We start from the raw sequence: 17,548 nt of genomic DNA, 5'->3' as shown, positions 1-17,548 counted from the left end.
TCGCCGTGATAAAACGCCGGTGGCGATCTTGTTGATGGCGGCCCTGGTGGGCGCGCTGGCCGGGCTGTTGGGCGTGGCGTTTGAAAAGTCGGTGGACTGGGTGCAGCAACAGCGTTTCTCCGCGCTGTCGTACGTCGCCGATGCCTGGTATCTGGTGTGGCCTCTGGCTTTTCTGTTGTCCGCCGGGTTGGCGATGCTGGGCTATTATCTGGTGCGGCGTTTTGCGCCGGAGGCCGGCGGGTCGGGCATTCCGGAGATAGAAGGCGCGTTGGAAGAGCTGCGTCCGGTGCGCTGGTGGCGGGTTCTGCCGGTAAAATTTGTCGGCGGCATGGGCACGCTGGGCGCCGGCATGGTGCTGGGGCGCGAAGGTCCGACGGTGCAGATGGGGGGAACGTCGGGCGCATGGTGCTGGATATCTTCCGTATCCGCGGCGCCGAGGCGCGCCACTCGCTGCTGGCGACCGGGGCGGCGGCGGGGCTGTCCGCTGCGTTTAACGCGCCGCTGGCGGGGATTCTGTTTATTATCGAAGAGATGCGCCCGCAGTTTCGCTACAACCTGATCTCGATTAAAGCGGTATTTATCGGCGTGATTATGTCGACCGTGGTCTACCAGCTGTGCAATGGTCAGCATGCGGTGATCGAGGTGGGTAAACTCTCATCGGCACCGACCAACACTCTGTGGCTGTATCTGGTGCTGGGCGCGGTGTTCGGCGGCGTCGGCGTGATGTTTAACCGGCTGATCTTCCGTACCCAGGATATGTTTGCCCGCCTGCACGGCGGCGAAATGCGCAAAATTGTGCTGATGGGCGGCGGGCTGGGCGGCCTGTGCGGCGTACTGGCGCTGATTCAGCCGGAGGCCGCCGGCGGCGGTTTCGGCCTGATTCCGATTGCGGCGGCGGGCAACTATACCGTCGGCATGCTGATGTTTATCTTTATCGCCCGGATTGTCACCACGCTGCTGTGCTTTGGCTCCGGCGCACCGGGCGGGATCTTTGCGCCGATGCTGGCATTGGGTACGCTGTTCGGCACCGCATTTGGTCTGGCGAGCAGCCACCTTTTCCCGCAGTATGGCATCGAGCCGGGGACGTTCGCCATTGCCGGCATGGGGGCGCTGTTTGCCGCGACGGTGCGCGCGCCGCTGACCGGCATCGTGCTGGTGTTGGAAATGACGGACAATTATCAGCTGATTTTGCCGATGATCATTACGTGCCTTGGCGCGACGCTGGTGGCCCAGTTCCTCGGCGGTCAGCCGCTGTATTCGTCGCTGCTGGCGCGCACGCTGGAGAAGCAGCGGGCGGCGGAGAAAACAAGCAAAGAAAATGCAACAAATGCGGTGAATACTTGAACGCAACACTCAGGTATTGGATAATCACAGTATTAATCAGGTTGCCGGCACCCGCCCGACGTATAAGGGAGCCTGATGCTGAATCATGTTGGGAGTTAAGAGTATGAGTGAAGAAACAGCACTGCCCCTGCAATTTACCGAGGCAGCAGCGAACAAGGTGAAATTCCTGATTGCTGATGAAGAAAATCCGAACCTGAAGTTGCGGGTTTACATCACCGGCGGCGGCTGCAGCGGATTCCAATACGGCTTCACTTTTGACGATAAGGTCAACGAAGGCGATATGACCATCGAAAAACAGGGCGTGGCTCTGGTGGTCGATCCGATGAGCCTGCAATATCTGGTGGGCGGTTCGGTGGATTATACCGAAGGTCTGGAAGGGTCGCGCTTTGTGGTGACCAACCCGAATGCCAAAACCACCTGCGGCTGCGGCTCGTCGTTCAGCATCTAATCTGACGTCCGATCTTAAGAAAACCCGCCGTAAGGCGGGTTTTTTATTGTTCGAGAATAAACGCCGGCAGCTTCAGGTGCCAGCGAATGGCCGCCAGCCGGATCAGCAGCGTAATGGTCATGCCGAGCATCATCGCCTGCTGCAGCGGCATGCCGAAGCTGGAATACGCCGTGGCGTGCACGATGCCGCCGATAATACAGGCGGTGGCGTAGATTTCCGTGCGCAGGATCATCGGGATTTCGCGTGCCAGCACGTCGCGGATAATGCCGCCGCCGACGCCGGTAATCACGCCCATACACACCGCCACCAGCGCGCCGCTGCCGGCGGCAAAGGCCTTGTTGACGCCGATACCGACGAACACCGCCAGCCCGACGGCATCCAGCACCGGCAACACCCATTTCGGCAGACGGCGCGGTTGGCGCACCAGCATCAGCGTCAGCACGCAGGTGATCATCGCCACCACCAAATCGGTGGGATCCTGCACCCAGAACACCGGGCCGTTGGCCAGCGCCATGTCGCGGATGGTGCCGCCGCCCACGGCGGTCACCACCCCGAGCACCAGCACGCCGAAAGGATCCATCCGCAGCTTGCCGGCCAGCAATACGCCGGAGATGGCGAACACCGCCGTGCCGAGGATATCCAGCCAGAACACCAGCATCAGCGAATCTCCGCCAGTTGGCTGCACAGCTGCTGCGCCGCCAGCATAATGCGCGGCCCTGCGCGGTTGAACCAATCTTCATTCAGCGCGATGACCGGCACCTGCAGCTGCGGCGACCAGAATGCCTTGACGTTGGCAACCTCTTTGGCGCCGCCGCTGATGACGATCGCCTGCGGCTGCCGCGCCAGCACCTGCTCGCGGCTGATTTGCGGCCAGGGCACGCGGCTGTCGGCAAAAATGTTTTCGCCGCCGCACAGGCTCAGCAGCCGGCTTTGCAGCGTCGCGGCGGAGCTGGTGAACAGCGGCTGGGTGCCGAACTGCAGCAGCACGCGGCGCTGTGGGTTATCGGCATAGCGGGCCTTCAGACGGGCGAGCTGCTGTCGTACCTGCGCCGCTGACTGATGCGCCTGCTCCGGGTGCGGACTGTAAGCGGCCAGATCGTCCAGCAAACGGGCGATCTCTTCCGGCGTTTTGGCGTCGGCGTAAAAGATCGGAATGCCGAATGCGGCGAGCTGATCCAGGACCCGCTGTGGGTTGCCGCCGCGCCAGGCCAGGATCAGATCCGGCTTTAACGCCAGGATCCGCTCCAGATTAACTCCTTGCCACGACGCCACCTGTTCGAGCTTCTTGGCCTGCGGCGGGTAATCGGAAAAGGCGCTGGCCGCCAGCAGGGTATCCCCCATGCCGGCGGCGTAGGCCAGTTCGGTGGTATTGGGCGCCAGGCTGATCACCCGCTGTGCGGCTGCGGCGGGCAGGGAGACCGCCAGCGCCAGCAGCCACAACAGGCAGCAAAAGCGTCGTTTCACCTTAGTCGCGCTTTGCCAACATCTGCAGCATTGCGTTGACCATCAGCGAGGACTGTTTGGCAGCTACGGTCAGGAACTCGTCAAAGCTCATATGCGACTCGCTGTCGGCCACGTCGGAGATGGCGCGCACCACCACAAACGGCGTACTGAACTGGTGGCAGACGTGGGCGATCGCCGCCGCTTCCATTTCCACCGCCGCGACGCTCGGGAAGGTGGCGCGAATGCGCGCCAGCGGTTCTGCGCCGTTGATAAAGGCGTCACCGCTGCAGATCAGGCCGCGTACCGCGTTAAGATCCAACTGGCGGATGCAGTGTTCCGCCAGGGCGATCAGCGCGTCGTTGGCGACGAACGCCGCCGGGCAGCCTGCCATCTGGCCCGGCTCATAGCCGAATGCGGTGACGTCGGCATCGTGGTAGCGGACTTCTTCGGACACCACGATATCCCCGACTTTCAGCGTGGCGGCCAGACCGCCGGCGGAACCGGTGTTGATCACCATATCCGGCTGGCAGTGCTCCAGCAGCAGGGTGGTGCCCATCGCCGCCGAGACTTTACCGATGCCGGATTTCAGCAGCGCAATCTCTACTCCGTTGATCTGGCCGGTGTAAATTTCACAGCCTGCGCGCTGGATGGTCTGACGGTTTTCGATTTGATCGCGCAGCAGGGTAACTTCCTGCTCCATGGCGCCGATAATGCCTACTTTCATAAATAATACTCGCTGATAGAGGGAAGAAGTGCGGCATAGTCTATCATGGCTGTTAAACAGAGATAATCCGTTGCATCCGTCGTGTGGAATTGTTATCACGGAGGCAGACGCGCCAGGGCCAAAACAGGGGAGCCGCAGATGTCCGGGATCGACTTTAAACAGAAAATCAGCTTTCAGCGCCCGTTCAGCAATCCGATCGCGGCGGAGCAGGAATATGACATTGTCCGCCAGTTTGAAAGCGACCGCGGGCGGATCGTCAACTCGGCGGCGATTCGCCGGCTGCAGCAGAAAACCCAGGTCTTCCCGCTGGAGCGCAACGCGGCGGTGCGCAGCCGGTTAACCCACTCGATGGAAGTACAGCAGGTGGGGCGGCACATTGCCAAAGAGATCCTCAACCGCTTTAAGCAAGAGCAGCGTATTGATGAACTCGGCCTGACCAATCTGCTGGATCCGTTTGAAAGCATCGTTGAAATGGCCTGCCTGATGCATGATATCGGCAATCCGCCGTTTGGCCACTTCGGCGAGTCGGCGATTAACGACTGGTTCAGCCAGCGGCTCGATCCGGCCAGCTGCGGCAGCGAGCCGAACAGCCAGGACGGCTGCCAGGTCGAGGTGCTGCGCCTGCGTGAAGGGGATGGCGATCTGAACCGACTGCGCAGCCGCATCCGCCACGATCTGAGCCAGTTTGAAGGCAACGCACAGGCGATCCGGCTGGTGTATACGCTGCTGAAACTGAACCTGACCTATGCGCAGGTGGGCTGCATCCTGAAATATACCCGCCCGGCGTATTGGGCGCAGGCGATCCCTGACAGTCACAGCTATTTGATGAAAAAGCCGGGTTTCTATCTGGCGGAGGAAGCGTTTGTTGACCGCCTGCGGCGTGAATTGCAGATGGGGGAATTCGACCGTTTCCCGCTGACCTATATCATGGAAGCTGCCGATGATATTTCTTATTGCATTGCCGATTTGGAAGACGCGGTGGAAAAAAACATTTTCACCGTCGATCAGCTTTATCACTATTTGAGCCAGGAATGGGGCGCGGTGACGCCGGGCGATCTGTTTGATAAAACGGTGGCCGGCGCGTTTGGCAAAATAGCGCAGGGCGGCGCGCGACGCAGTTCGGAAGATCAGTTCTTTATGTACCTGCGGGTATTTACCGTTGCTAAACTGGTGCCGCACGCCGCCGGGCGTTTTATTGATAATCTGGACGGGATTTATCAGGGCAGCTTTAATCAGGCGCTGCTGGAGGATTCCAGCCCGGCGTACCGGCTGCTGAAAGTCTTCAAGAAGGTGGCGTTTAAATACGTGTTCAACCATCCGGAAGTGGAACAGCTGGAGCTGCAGGGCTACCGGGTCATCAGCGGTCTGCTGGATATTTACAGCCCGCTGCTGGCGATGTCGCTGGCGGATTTCAGCCAACTGGTGCAGGAAGACAGCCACCGTGGTTTCCCGATTGAGACGCGGCTGTTTCATAAATTATCCACCAAGCATCGGCTGGCTTATATCGAAGCCGTCGAGGGGATACAGTATTTATCGTTGGAGCAGCGGGAAATTCGCGAATATTATTTCCGCGCGCGGCTGTTACAGGATTATATCAGCGGTATGACCGATCTTTACGCCTATGACGAATACCGGCGTTTAATGGCGGCGGAATAATCCCGACGCGTAAACATCTCTTATCCCCGTGCGCCATTCACGGCGCGGTTTATTATTTAGAGAAGTGTAAAGACGGAGAATATTTTTTTACGCTTCTCAATACTCCGCGGCTGAACTTCAGGTTATTAATAGGTTCTCATTGAGTACAACAAGCGCAATACCCTGCGGCGCCCGCTGAACGGGGTATGTCCCTGCATTGACTGACTTTATAGAGACACACAGATGAAAAAAACCGCATTAGTTCTGAGCGCCCTGGCTTTCAGCATGGGTATGGCCCTTGGCCCGGCAAGCGCCGCCGCCGCAGAAACGGTTTCCGCCAGCACGCCGTCGTCACAGTTGCCGAGCCTGGCGCCGATGCTGGAAAAGGTGATGCCGTCGGTGGTCAGCATCAACGTTGAAGGCAGCGCCGCCGTCAATACGCCGCGTATGCCGCAGCAGTTCCAGCAATTTTTCGGCGAGGACTCGCCGTTCTGTCAGGACGGTTCGCCGTTCCAGGGCTCGCCGATGTGTCAGGGCGGGCCGGGTGGCCAGGGCGCCAAAGAGAGCTTTAAGGCGCTGGGCGCCGGGGTGGTGATCGATGCGGCGAAGGGCTACGTGGTGACCAACAATCACGTGGTGGATAACGCCAGCAAGATCCAGGTGCAGTTGAGCGACGGCCGCCGCTTTGACGCCAAGATCATCGGCAAGGATCCGCGCTCTGATATTGCGCTGATCCAGCTGAAAAACTTCAAGAACCTCACCGCGATCAAAATGGCGGATTCCGATCGGCTGCGGGTCGGTGACTACACGGTGGCGATCGGCAACCCTTATGGCCTGGGTGAAACCGCCACCTCCGGTATTGTTTCGGCGCTGGGGCGCAGCGGCCTGAACCTGGAAAACTACGAAAACTTTATCCAGACCGATGCGGCGATCAACCGCGGCAACTCCGGCGGCGCGCTGGTTAATCTGAACGGCGAGCTGATCGGTATCAACACCGCGATCCTGGCGCCGGACGGCGGCAATATCGGTATCGGCTTCGCCATTCCGAGCAATATGGTGAAAAGCCTGACGGCGCAGATGGTGCAATATGGCCAGGTCAAACGCGGTGAGCTGGGCATTATGGGCACCGAGCTGAATTCCGAGCTGGCGCAGGCGATGAAGGTCGACGCCCAGCGCGGTGCCTTTGTCAGCCAGGTGATGCCGAAATCCTCCGCCGCCAAAGCGGGCATCAAGGCGGGCGATGTGATCGTCACCATGAACGGCAAAGCCATTTCCAGCTTCGCCTCGTTCCGCGCGCAGATCGGCACGCTGCCGGCCGGCAGCAAAATGTCGCTGGGGATTATCCGCGAGGGCAAACCGGTCACCGTGGATGTGACGCTGGAGCAAAGCAAGCAGACGCAGGTTGATTCCGGCAATATCAATGCCGGCATCGAGGGGGCCGAACTGAGCAACGCGCAGGCCGGCAACCATAAAGGGGTCAGGGTCGACAGCGTGAAGGCCGGCAGCGCCGCCGCCAGCATCGGCCTGAAGAAAGGCGACGTGATCCTGGGGGTCAACCAGCAGCCGGTGCAGAACCTGAGCGAGCTGCGCAAAATTCTCGACAGCAAGCCGCCGGTACTGGCGCTGAACATCCTGCGCGGCGACAGCACGCTGTACCTGCTGATGCAGTAATCTGCTTGCGCTCTTTCATCCGACAGGCACGCTACGGCGTGCCTTTTTCATGTTGCTAAATTGTGAAGCCTGCCACAACTCCCGGCGCTGCCGAAACGCTTTGGGCATCTGCACAATGTGCCGCTCTCAGCGCGTCGGTATGCTGGGCGATTATCTAAAATCGGGTTGGGGCGAATTGAATGGCGGAATACCATCTTGACGGCAAGCTGGCGCAGGAAATCGTGGCGCGCACCATGCAAATTATTGACGGCAATGTCAATGTGATGGACGCGCGCGGCAGGATCATCGGCAGCGGCGACCGCGAGCGGGTCGGCGAACTGCACGAAGGGGCGCTGCTGGTGCTGTCGCAGGCCCGCGTGGTGGATATTGATGAAGCCGTCGCCCGCCATCTGCACGGCGTGCGGCCGGGCATCAATCTGCCGCTGCGCATCGACGGCAGCATCGTCGGGGTGATCGGCCTGACCGGCAACCCGGCGCAGCTGCGTCAATATGGCGAACTGGTGTGCATGGCGGCTGAAATGATGCTGGAACAGGCGCGGCTGATGCACCTGCTGGCGCAGGACAGCCGTTTTCGCGAAGAACTGGTGCTGAACCTGATCCGCGCGGAGGCGCTGTCGCCGGCGCTGATGGAGTGGGCGCAGCGGCTGGGTATCGACCCAGAAGAGCCGCGCGTGGCGGCGGTGGTCGAGGTGGACAGCGGACAGCTCGGCGTCGACAGCGCGATGGCGGAGCTGCAGCAGCTGCAGGCGCTGCTGACGCTGCCGGAGCGCGACAACCTGATCGCCATCGTCTCGCTCAGCGAAATGGTGGTGCTGAAGCCGGCGCTCAACGGCCACGGCCGCTGGGATGCCGAAGATCATCGGCGCCGGGTGGAAAACCTGCTGTCGCGCATGAAAGAGAGCAGCCGCCTGCGGGTGCGGGTGGCGCTGGGCAATTATTTTACCGGGCCGGGCAGCATCGCCCGCTCTTACCGCACCGCGCGCACCACCATGGCGGTGGGCAAGCAGCGGATGTTCGAGCAGCGCGCCTACTACTACCAGGACCTGATGCTGCCGGTGCTGCTGGACAGCCTGCGCGGCGGCTGGCAGGCGGACGAACTGGTCAGGCCGCTGGCGCGTCTGAAAGCGATGGACGGCAACGGCCTGCTGCGCCGTACCCTCAGCGCCTGGTTTTTGAATAATGTGCAGCCGAGCGCCACCGCCAAGGCGCTGTATATTCATCGCAACACCCTGGAATACCGCCTGAACCGTATCTCCGAACTGACCGGTCTGAACCTGTCCAGCTTCGACGCACGTTTACTGCTGTATATCGGCCTGCAGCTGGACGAATAGCTCAGGTGACCGGCGCCGGGTTGAACACCGCCAGCGCATTGTGCAGTCCCCATTGATCCGACCAGGTTTTCTTGCGCCCGCTGGCGATGGCCAAAATCAGTTCAAACAGTTGCCAGCCCACCTGCTCAATGGTGGTTTCGCCGCTGGCGATGCTGCCGGCGTCGATATCCATCAGATCGTGCCAGCGTTCGGCCAGCGCGCTGTGCGTTGCCATTTTGATCACCGGAACGGCGGTCAGGCCGTAAGGCGTGCCGCGTCCGGTGGTGAACACCTGCAGGGTAATGCCGGAAGCCAGCTGCTGGGTGCCGCAGACGAAGTCGCTGGCGGGCGTGGCGGCGAAGATCAGGCCGCGTTTACTCGGGCGCTGGCCGGGGGAGAGCACTTCGACAATCGCGCTGGTGCCGGACTTGGCGATCGATCCCAACGCCTTTTCCACCACGTTGGCCAGCCCGCCTTTTTTATTGCCGGGCGACGGGTTGGCGCTGCGGTCGGTCTGCCCCTGACTGAGATAATCGTCGTACCAGCGCATCTCCTCCAGCAGGCGCCGGCCTACTTCTTGGTCGGCGACGCGCGGCGTCAGCAGATGAATGGCGTCGCGCACTTCCGTCACTTCCGAGAACATCACCGTAGCGCCGCAGCGCACCAGCAGGTCGGAGGCATAGCCCACCGCCGGATTGGCGGTCACGCCGGAGAAAGCGTCGCTGCCGCCGCACTGCATGCCGACCACCAACTCTGACGCCGGGCAGGGTTCGCGCCGGCGTTGATTGAGTTTGCGCAGATGCCGTTCCGCCAGCGCCAGAATATCGTCCACCATCGATTTAAACCCGATGTGCTTCTCATCCTGCAGACGTACGATCTGCCCGGCGTCCAGCGAGATCGGCTGCACATCGGGGGTGCCCTGCAGCAGCCGTTCCGGCTGCAGTTTCTCGCAGCCAAGGCCGACCACCATCACTTCGCCGCCAAAATTGGGGTTAAGCGCCAGATTATGAATAGTGCGGATCGGCACCACGGCGGCCGGCGCGTTGATGGCGACGCCGCAGCCGTAGAGATGGTTCAACGCCACCACGCCGTCTACGTTGGGGTAGTTCGGCAGCAGATCGCGTTCGATGATTTTCACCACGAAGTCGACCACGCCGGCGACGCAGTGCACGCTGGTGGTAATCCCCAGCAGGTTTTTGGTGCCGACGCTGCCGTCGGCGTTGCGGTAGCCCTCGAAGGTATAGCCCTCCAGCGGCGGCAACGGCGATGGCACGCGGTCGGCCAGCGGCAGACTATCCAGCGCCGGCGCTTCCGGCAGCGTCACCAGCGACTCGTCAATCCATCCGCCGCGTAAGATATCGCGCTGCGCATAGCCGATGGTTTCCCCGTAGCGAATAATCGCCGCGCCGGCGGCGATATGATTCAACGCCACCTTATGCCCCTGCGGCACATGTTCAATTAACTGCAAACCGCAGGGAAATAGCGTGCCTTTAGCCAATCCCTGCTTATTGACCACGATAGCGACATTATCATCGGCGTGCACCTTAATATATAGCGGCGCATCGTGGCGGGTATTTATTTCAGACATTACAACCTCACTTGCCTTAATTATTATTTTCGCTGAGAGATTAATCGGCAGATATGCTCACCTGATTAAGTATAGGTTTACCTGTCAGGGGCGACATTATGCAGATGACCGGTATTACGCGGCGGCGGCGGTAAATTCTTTGGCATTGCGCCAATGGTGCGTGAGGCCGATCACGGCCTGACGGGGTTTCGTGAGCCGTCCGGCGTTATCTTGGGCAGATGCCTCAAACTAACGCTTATATTGGGCCGATCCTTGGAATATTGCCCGATGAGGATCGTTTGCGGGCTACATATACTTTTCGCAGAGAAAAATTATTGGGCTTTGATATTAACCGCAACGGAATTAATCGCACTGCTCACAGGTGAGGTTTATTTAATTCAACCCATTTCGTTCTGAGATATTCATGCAGTTCAGGATGAAGATAGCAATGGCTAGATTCAGGAGAACACCATGTCAACAATCAGTTCCGCAACCGGCGCAATAAAAAGAACCAATACGCGCTACTGGATTGTGGTGATGCTGTTTATCGTCACGTCATTCAACTACGGCGACCGCGCCACGCTGTCGATCGCCGGCTCGGCAATGGCTCAGGATATCGGGCTGGATCCGGTCGGGATGGGCTACATCTTCTCCGCCTTTTCCTGGGCGTACGTCATCGGCCAGATCCCCGGCGGCTGGCTGCTGGATCGTTTTGGATCGAAGCGCGTCTATTTCTGGAGCATCTTTATCTGGTCGCTGTTCACTCTGCTGCAGGGGTTTGTCGATATCTTCAGCGGCTTCGGCATTGTCGCGGCGCTGTTTGCCCTGCGTTTTCTGGTCGGACTGGCGGAAGCGCCGTCGTTCCCGGGCAACAGCCGCATCGTCGCCGCCTGGTTCCCCGCTCATGAGCGCGGCACGGCGGTGTCGATTTTCAACTCGGCGCAGTATTTCGCCACGGTGATCTTCGCGCCGATCATGGGCTGGCTGACGCACGCCGTCGGCTGGTCGCATGTGTTCTTCTTTATGGGCGGGCTGGGGATTGTGCTGAGCTTTATCTGGCTGAAGGTGGTGCATAACCCGAAAGATCACCCGCGCATCAACCAGGCCGAAATGGACTATATCGAAGCCGGCGGCGCGCTGACCAATATGGATCAGAAGCAGCCGCAGGCGCAGCCGGTGAAAGGCGAGAAATGGCGGCAGATCAAACAGCTGCTGCAGTCGCGCATGATGGTCGGCGTTTATATCGGCCAGTACTGCATCAACGCGCTGACCTACTTCTTTATTACCTGGTTTCCGGTCTATCTGGTGCAGGCGCGCGGCATGTCGATTCTGAAAGCCGGCTTTGTCGCCTCGGTGCCGGCCATCTGCGGCTTCGTCGGCGGCGTGCTGGGCGGGGTGATCTCTGATTATCTGATGCGCCGCACCAACTCGCTGACCTTCTCGCGCAAGGCGCCGATCGTGATCGGTATGCTGCTGTCGATGTCGATGATCTTCTGTAACTACGTAGACACCGAGTGGATGGTGGTCGGCATTATGGCGATGGCGTTCTTCGGCAAGGGGCTGGGGGCGTTGGGCTGGGCGGTGATGGCCGATACCGCGCCGAAAGAGATCAGCGGCCTGAGCGGCGGGCTGTTCAATATGTTCGGCAATATCTCCGGCATCGTGACGCCGATCGCCATCGGCTACATCATCGGCACCACCGGCTCATTCAACGGCGCGCTGCTGTACGTCGGCATCCATGCGCTGCTGGCGGTGGTCAGCTATCTGTTTATCGTCGGTGAAATCAAACGCATCGAACTGAAACCTGTCGCACGGGGGGCATGATGAGCGATACGCAGAGCACGCCAACCATCACCGCCATGCGCGTGATCCCGGTCGCCGGCTACGACAGCATGCTGCTGAATATCGGCGGCGCCCACGGCGCCTGTTTCACCCGCAATATCGTGGTGCTGACCGATAGCGCCGGCCATACCGGCGTGGGCGAAGCGCCGGGCGGCGAGGTGATTTACCAGACGCTGACGGCGGCGATGCCGCAGGTGGTGGGGCAGCAGGTTGCGCGGATGAACAGTCTGGTGCACGCGCTGCACGGCGGCAGCCAGCCGGCAGATTTCGACGCCTTCGCCAGCGGCGCCTGGACGTTTGAACTGCGGGTCAACGCGGTGGCGGCGCTGGAGGCCGCGCTGCTGGATCTGCTGGGGCAGTGTCTTGGCGTACCGGTGGCGGAGCTGCTTGGCCCCGGCAAACAGCGCGATGCGGTGACGGTGTTGGGCTATCTGTTTTACATCGGCGACCGCCGGCACACCGATTTGCCGTATCAGGCCGGTGAGCAGGGCGGCCACCCGTGGTATCACCTGCGCCATCAGGAAGCGATGGATACGGCAGCCATCGTCGAGCTGGCGGCGGCGGCGCAGGATCGCTACGGCTTTAAGGATTTTAAACTCAAGGGCGGCGTACTGCCGGGCGAGCAGGAGATCGAGGCGGTGTGCGCCCTGGCGCAGCGCTTCCCGCAGGCGCGCATCACCGTCGATCCCAACGGCGCCTGGCGGCTGGATGAGGCTATCGCGCTGTGCCGCGGCATGAACGGCATCCTGACCTATGCGGAAGACCCCTGCGGCGCAGAGCAGGGCTTTTCCGGCCGTGAAGTGATGGCCGAGTTCCGCCGGGCAACCGGCTTGCCGGTGGCGACCAATATGATTGCCACCAACTGGCGGGAAATGCGCCACGCCACACAGCTGCAGGCGGTGGATATTCCGCTGGCGGATCCGCACTTCTGGACGATGTCCGGCGCGGTGCGGGTTGCGCAGCTGTGCGACATGTGGGGGCTGACCTGGGGCTGCCACTCCAATAACCACTTCGATATTTCTCTGGCGATGTTTACCCACGTCGGCGCGGCGGCGCCGGGGAAACCGACCGCCATCGATACCCACTGGATCTGGCAGGAAGGCCAGCATCTGACGAAAAACCCATTGCAAATCGTCGACGGAAAAATTGCGCTGCCCGACGCGCCGGGTCTCGGCATTGAGCTGGACTGGCAGGCGCTGGAACAGGCGCACCGGCTGCATCAGACGCTGCCGAGCGGGGCGCGCAACGATGCCCAGGCGATGCAGTATCTGGTGCCCGGTTGGCGTTTTGACCGCCGGCGCCCGGCGTTCGGCCGTTGATTTCACTCTGAAAAGGACAGACTTATGACCACGTTTCACAGTGCTCCAAAAATTATCGCCATGCAGGTGGTGCCGGTCGCCGGCCATGACAGCATGCTGCTGAACCTGAGCGGCGCCCACGCGCCGTTTTTCACCCGCAATATCGTGATTCTGCAGGATAACGCCGGCAATACCGGTGTCGGAGAGGTGCCGGGCGGCGAAAAGATCCGCCAGACGCTGGAGGATGCACAGCCGCAGGTGGTGGGGAAAACGCTCGGCGAATATAAAAACGTGATGACGGCGGTGCGCCAGCGCTTCGCCGATCGCGATGCGGCGGGGCGCGGCCAGCAGACGTTCGATCTGCGCACCACCATCCACGTGGTAACCGGCATTGAAGCGGCGATGCTCGATCTGCTGGGGCAGTTCCTGGAGGTGCCGGTGGCGGCGCTGCTGGGGGACGGGCAGCAGCGCGAGTCGGTGGAGATGCTCGGCTATCTGTTCTATATCGGCGACCGCAATAAAACCCCGCTGCCGTATCAGAGCCAGCCGGACGACGCCTGCGACTGGTACCGGCTGCGCCATGAGGAGGCGCTGACGCCGCAGGCGGTGGTGCGCCTGGCGGAAGCCGCCTATGAGAAATACGGTTTTAACGACTTCAAGCTGAAAGGCGGGGTGCTGGCCGGCGAAGAAGAAGCTGATGCAGTCACCGCGCTGGCGGAGCGTTTCCCGCAGGCGCGCATCACGCTCGATCCGAACGGCGCCTGGTCGCTGGAGGAAGCGATCCGTCTGGGCAGGCGGCTGCGCAACGTGCTGGCTTACGCCGAGGATCCGTGCGGCGCCGAGCAGGGCTTCTCCGGTCGCGAAGTGATGGCGGAGTTCCGCCGCGCCACCGGCTTGCCGACCGCCACCAATATGATCGCTACCGACTGGCGCCAGATGCACCATACGCTGCAGCTGCAGTCGGTGGATATCCCGCTGGCGGATCCGCACTTCTGGACCATGCAGGGATCGGTGCGGGTGGCCCAGCTGTGCCACGAATTCGGTCTGACCTGGGGATCGCACTCCAATAACCATTTCGATATCTCGCTGGCGATGTTCACCCACGTGGCCGCCGCCGCGCCGGGCAACATCGCCGCCATTGATACCCACTGGATCTGGCAGGAAGGCAACCAGCGCCTGACGCGCGAACCGCTGACCATCGCCGGCGGCCGCGTGGCGGTGCCGCAGAAGCCGGGGCTGGGGATCGAGCTGGATCGCGATCGCCTGATGAAGGCGCATGAGCTGTATAAAACCCACGGCCTCGGCGCGCGCGATGACGCGATGGGTATGCAGTTCCTGGTGCCGGATTGGGCCTTCGATAATAAACGCCCTTGCCTGGTGCGCTAATCCGCTTTGTTCGTCTTTTCACCCTTCAACGTAAAGGATACGCCATGAACAGTTGTCACAACCGCTTTCGTCAGTCTCTGCAGCAGGGGGAAACCCTTATCGGCTGTTGGTCGGCGCTGGGCAATCCGATCTCGACCGAAGTGCTGGGGCTGGCCGGTTTCGACTGGCTGGTGCTGGACGGCGAGCATGCGCCGAATGATATCACCACCTTTGTGCCGCAGCTGATGGCGCTGAAGGGCAGCAGCAGTGCGGCGGTGGTGAGGCCGCCCTGTAACGAGCCGGTGATTATCAAACGCCTGCTGGATATCGGTTTTTTTAACTTCCTGATCCCGTTTGTGGAGAGTGAAGAGCAGGCGTTGCAGGCGGTGGCGGCCACGCGCTATCCGCCGGCCGGCATTCGCGGCGTGTCGGTCTCCCACCGCAGCAACGGCTACGGCACGGTCAGCGATTACTTCAGCAGCGTTAACGACAATATCAGCGTGCTGGTGCAGATCGAAACGCAGGCGGGCATCGACCATCTGGATGCCATTGCCGCGGTGGAGGGCGTTGACGGTATCTTCGTCGGCCCCGGGGATCTGTCCGCCGCGCTGGGGTATCTCGGCCAGCCGAATCATCCGCAGGTGCAGGCGGCTATTCGGCACATCTTTGAGCGTGCGGCGGCGGCGGGGAAACCGAGCGGCATTCTGGCACCGGCCGAAGCCGATGCGCGCCGCTATCTGGAGTGGGGGGCGAAATTTGTCGCCGTCGGCAGTGATTTAGGCGTGCTGCGCGGTGCGACGCAGGCGCTGCGCGACCGTTTTAAACCTGGTGTGAAATAAGGAGCAGAAGATGAAAATTGGATTTATCGGCCTGGGCATTATGGGCAAACCGATGAGCAAAAACCTGTTGAAAGCCGGCTATGCGCTGGTGGTGCTGAATCATCGGGCGGAAACCACCGCCGAGCTGAGCGAGCTGGGTGCGGAGAGCGCCGATACGCCTAAAGCGGTGGCTGCGCAGTGCGACATCGTGATCACCATGCTGCCCAACTCGCCGCAGGTGCAGGAGGTAGTGCTGGGGGAGAACGGCGTTATCGAGGGGGCGAAACCGGGCTCGGTGGTGATTGATATGAGTTCGATCGCGCCGCTGGCCAGCCGGGAAATCAGCGCCAGACTGGCGGAAAAGCAGGTTGCCATGCTGGATGCGCCGGTCAGCGGCGGCGAACCTAAGGCGATTGACGGCACGCTGTCGGTGATGGTCGGCGGCGAGAAGGCGGTGTTCGACCGCTGCTATGAAGTGATGAAGGCGATGGCCGGCTCGGTGGTGCATACCGGCGAGATCGGCGCCGGCAACGTGACGAAACTGGCGAACCAGGTGATCGTCGCGCTGAATATCGCCGCGATGTCGGAAGCGCTGGTGCTGGCCACCAAGGCCGGCGTCGATCCTGAACGGGTATATCAGGCGATTCGCGGCGGGCTGGCGGGCAGCACGGTGCTGGACGCCAAAGCGCCGATGGTGCTGGCGCGTAATTTCAAACCGGGGTTCCGCATCGAATTGCACATCAAGGATCTGGCTAACGCGCTGGACACTTCGCACGGCATCGGCGCGCAGCTGCCGCTGACCTCGGCGGTGATGGAGATGATGCAGGCGCTGCGGGTCGACGATCTGGGCGGTGCGGACCACAGCGCTTTGGCCTGTTATTACGAGAAGTTGGCCAAAGTCCAAGTCACGAGTTAGGGATTGTGCAGGCAGCTTATGAAAATAGTGATCGCGCCGGATTCATATAAAGAGAGTTTATCCGCGCTGGCGGTGGCCACCTGCATTGAGGACGGGTTCCGCGAGGTGTTTCCCGCGGCGGAATTCGTCAAACTGCCGCTGGCCGACGGCGGAGAAGGAACGGTGGAAGCCATGGTGGCGGCGACCGGCGGGCGGATTATCACGGTGGAGGTCACCGGGCCGCTAGGCGAGACGACGCCGGCGTTTTTCGGCCTGTCCGGCGACGGACGCAGCGCGTTTATCGAGATGGCGGCGGCCAGCGGGTTGGAGCGGCTGCCCGCCGGGCGGCGCAACCCGCTGAAAACCACCTCCTACGGCACCGGTGAGCTGATCCGCTGCGCGCTGGAGCATGGCGTCAGGCACTGCATTATCGGCATTGGCGGTAGTGCGACCAATGACGGCGGCGCAGGCATGGTGCAGGCGCTGGGCGCGCGGCTGCTGGACGAGCGCGGCGAGGAGATCGGTTTTGGCGGCGCCGCGCTGGCGACGCTGGCGCAGATAGATCTCAGCCGGTTGGACGCGCGTATCGACCAGTGCCGGTTTGAGGTGGCCTGCGATGTGACCAACCCGCTGACCGGCCCGGAGGGCGCCTCCGCCATTTTCGGCCCTCAGAAGGGGGCGACGCCGCAGATGGTGGCGGAACTGGACGGCGCGCTGGGCCACTATGCGCAGGTGATCAAGCGTACGCTGGGCGTGGATGTCGAGCAGGTGCCCGGCGCCGGCGCGGCCGGCGGCATGGGCGCCGGACTGTTGGCGTTTTGCCGGGCGGAGCTGCGCCAGGGGATTGAGATCGTCACCGAGGCGTTGGGGCTGGACGCGTTGGTGCGTGACGCGACGCTGGTGATCACCGGCGAAGGACGCATCGATAGCCAGAGCATCAAAGGCAAGGTGCCGATTGGCGTGGCGCGGGTCGCCAAACGTTACGGCAAACCGGTGATCGGCATTGCCGGCAGCCTGAGCGACGACGTCGGCGTGGTGCATCAGCACGGAGTGGATGCGGTGTTCAGCGTGCTGTATCGCGTCTGTACGCTGGAAGAGGCGTTGCACGACGCTGCCGAAAACGTGCGGGCGACGGCGCGCAATATTGCGGCGACGCTGAAGGTGGCGCAGGGGCAGTAACGGCGGCCT

The 17,548-nt window shown here is 61.6% G+C and carries 14 protein-coding genes and 1 pseudogene; 11 read left to right on the top strand and 4 right to left on the bottom strand.

Annotated elements, in window-relative coordinates:
- Positions 1–193: 193 nt before the first annotated feature.
- A pseudogene (gene clcA / locus FO014_RS06120) lies at positions 194–1,344 on the top strand (H(+)/Cl(-) exchange transporter ClcA).
- Between the two features lie 103 nt (positions 1,345–1,447).
- Positions 1,448–1,792: an iron-sulfur cluster insertion protein ErpA gene (erpA, locus tag FO014_RS06115; protein WP_015670939.1), complete on the top strand. Its 345-nt coding sequence runs from the start codon at positions 1,448–1,450 to the stop codon at positions 1,790–1,792.
- Positions 1,793–1,835: 43 nt separating this feature from the next.
- Here the strand turns inward: erpA and FO014_RS06110 are convergent, their stop codons facing one another.
- From FO014_RS06110 to mtnN, 3 genes are read right to left on the bottom strand one after another with little or no spacing between them, the layout of a single operon-like run.
- Entirely contained in the window at positions 1,836–2,450 is a 615-nt protein-coding gene (locus FO014_RS06110) for a TRIC cation channel family protein (RefSeq protein ID WP_105229790.1), read from the bottom strand.
- Positions 2,450–3,256, bottom strand: coding sequence for a vitamin B12 ABC transporter substrate-binding protein BtuF (gene btuF, locus FO014_RS06105; RefSeq protein ID WP_160028339.1), 807 nt, complete (start codon positions 3,254–3,256; stop codon positions 2,450–2,452). Before btuF ends, FO014_RS06110 begins: the two co-directional genes overlap by 1 nt.
- A gap of 1 nt (position 3,257) precedes the next feature.
- Positions 3,258–3,959 (bottom strand): 5'-methylthioadenosine/S-adenosylhomocysteine nucleosidase, encoded by a 702-nt coding sequence (mtnN, locus tag FO014_RS06100; RefSeq protein ID WP_160028337.1) that lies wholly within the window; start codon positions 3,957–3,959, stop codon positions 3,258–3,260.
- Between the two features lie 138 nt (positions 3,960–4,097).
- Here mtnN and dgt point away from each other — a divergent pair, with 138 nt between their 5' ends.
- From dgt to FO014_RS06085, 3 genes are all read left to right on the top strand, one after another.
- Positions 4,098–5,615, top strand: coding sequence for a dGTPase (gene dgt / locus FO014_RS06095; RefSeq protein WP_160028335.1), 1,518 nt, complete (start codon positions 4,098–4,100; stop codon positions 5,613–5,615).
- A gap of 222 nt (positions 5,616–5,837) precedes the next feature.
- On the top strand, positions 5,838–7,265 hold the full coding sequence (gene degP, locus FO014_RS06090) for a serine endoprotease DegP (RefSeq protein WP_160028333.1): 1,428 nt from the start codon (positions 5,838–5,840) through the stop codon (positions 7,263–7,265).
- A 179-nt stretch (positions 7,266–7,444) separates the two neighbouring features.
- Positions 7,445–8,596, top strand: a complete 1,152-nt coding sequence (locus FO014_RS06085; protein WP_054305125.1) for a CdaR family transcriptional regulator — start codon at positions 7,445–7,447, stop codon at positions 8,594–8,596.
- 1 nt (position 8,597) lies between these two features.
- Here the strand turns inward: FO014_RS06085 and garD are convergent, their stop codons facing one another.
- Complete coding sequence (gene garD / locus FO014_RS06080; RefSeq protein ID WP_160028331.1) at positions 8,598–10,163, bottom strand: galactarate dehydratase; 1,566 nt, start codon at positions 10,161–10,163, stop codon at positions 8,598–8,600.
- Positions 10,164–10,613: 450 nt separating this feature from the next.
- On the opposite strand from garD, the gene FO014_RS06075 reads away from it, so the two are divergent.
- Genes FO014_RS06075 through FO014_RS06050 form a run of 6 tightly spaced genes read left to right on the top strand, consistent with a single transcriptional unit; the run spans position 10,614 to position 17,539 of the window.
- Complete coding sequence (locus FO014_RS06075; protein ID WP_160028329.1) at positions 10,614–11,966, top strand: MFS transporter; 1,353 nt, start codon at positions 10,614–10,616, stop codon at positions 11,964–11,966.
- The gene (locus tag FO014_RS06070; RefSeq protein ID WP_160031367.1) at positions 11,966–13,303 is read left to right on the top strand and encodes an enolase C-terminal domain-like protein; all 1,338 of its coding nucleotides are present in this window, start codon (positions 11,966–11,968) and stop codon (positions 13,301–13,303) included. Before FO014_RS06075 ends, FO014_RS06070 begins: the two co-directional genes overlap by 1 nt.
- Before the next feature lie 24 nt (positions 13,304–13,327).
- Positions 13,328–14,668: a glucarate dehydratase gene (gene gudD / locus FO014_RS06065; protein WP_160028327.1), complete on the top strand. Its 1,341-nt coding sequence runs from the start codon at positions 13,328–13,330 to the stop codon at positions 14,666–14,668.
- Positions 14,669–14,712: 44 nt separating this feature from the next.
- Positions 14,713–15,486, top strand: coding sequence for a 2-dehydro-3-deoxyglucarate aldolase (garL, locus tag FO014_RS06060; RefSeq protein WP_111737718.1), 774 nt, complete (start codon positions 14,713–14,715; stop codon positions 15,484–15,486).
- 10 nt (positions 15,487–15,496) lie between these two features.
- On the top strand, positions 15,497–16,381 hold the full coding sequence (garR, locus tag FO014_RS06055; RefSeq protein ID WP_160028325.1) for a 2-hydroxy-3-oxopropionate reductase: 885 nt from the start codon (positions 15,497–15,499) through the stop codon (positions 16,379–16,381).
- Positions 16,382–16,399: 18 nt separating this feature from the next.
- On the top strand, positions 16,400–17,539 hold the full coding sequence (locus FO014_RS06050; protein ID WP_160028323.1) for a glycerate kinase: 1,140 nt from the start codon (positions 16,400–16,402) through the stop codon (positions 17,537–17,539).
- Positions 17,540–17,548: the final 9 nt, after the last annotated feature.

The organism is Serratia rhizosphaerae (genome assembly GCF_009817885.1).
GTDB classification, from domain to species: domain Bacteria; phylum Pseudomonadota; class Gammaproteobacteria; order Enterobacterales; family Enterobacteriaceae; genus Serratia_B; species Serratia_B rhizosphaerae.
The sequence above is the reverse complement of the archived record's forward strand: the minus strand, read 5'-3'. Positions and strand labels throughout refer to the sequence as shown.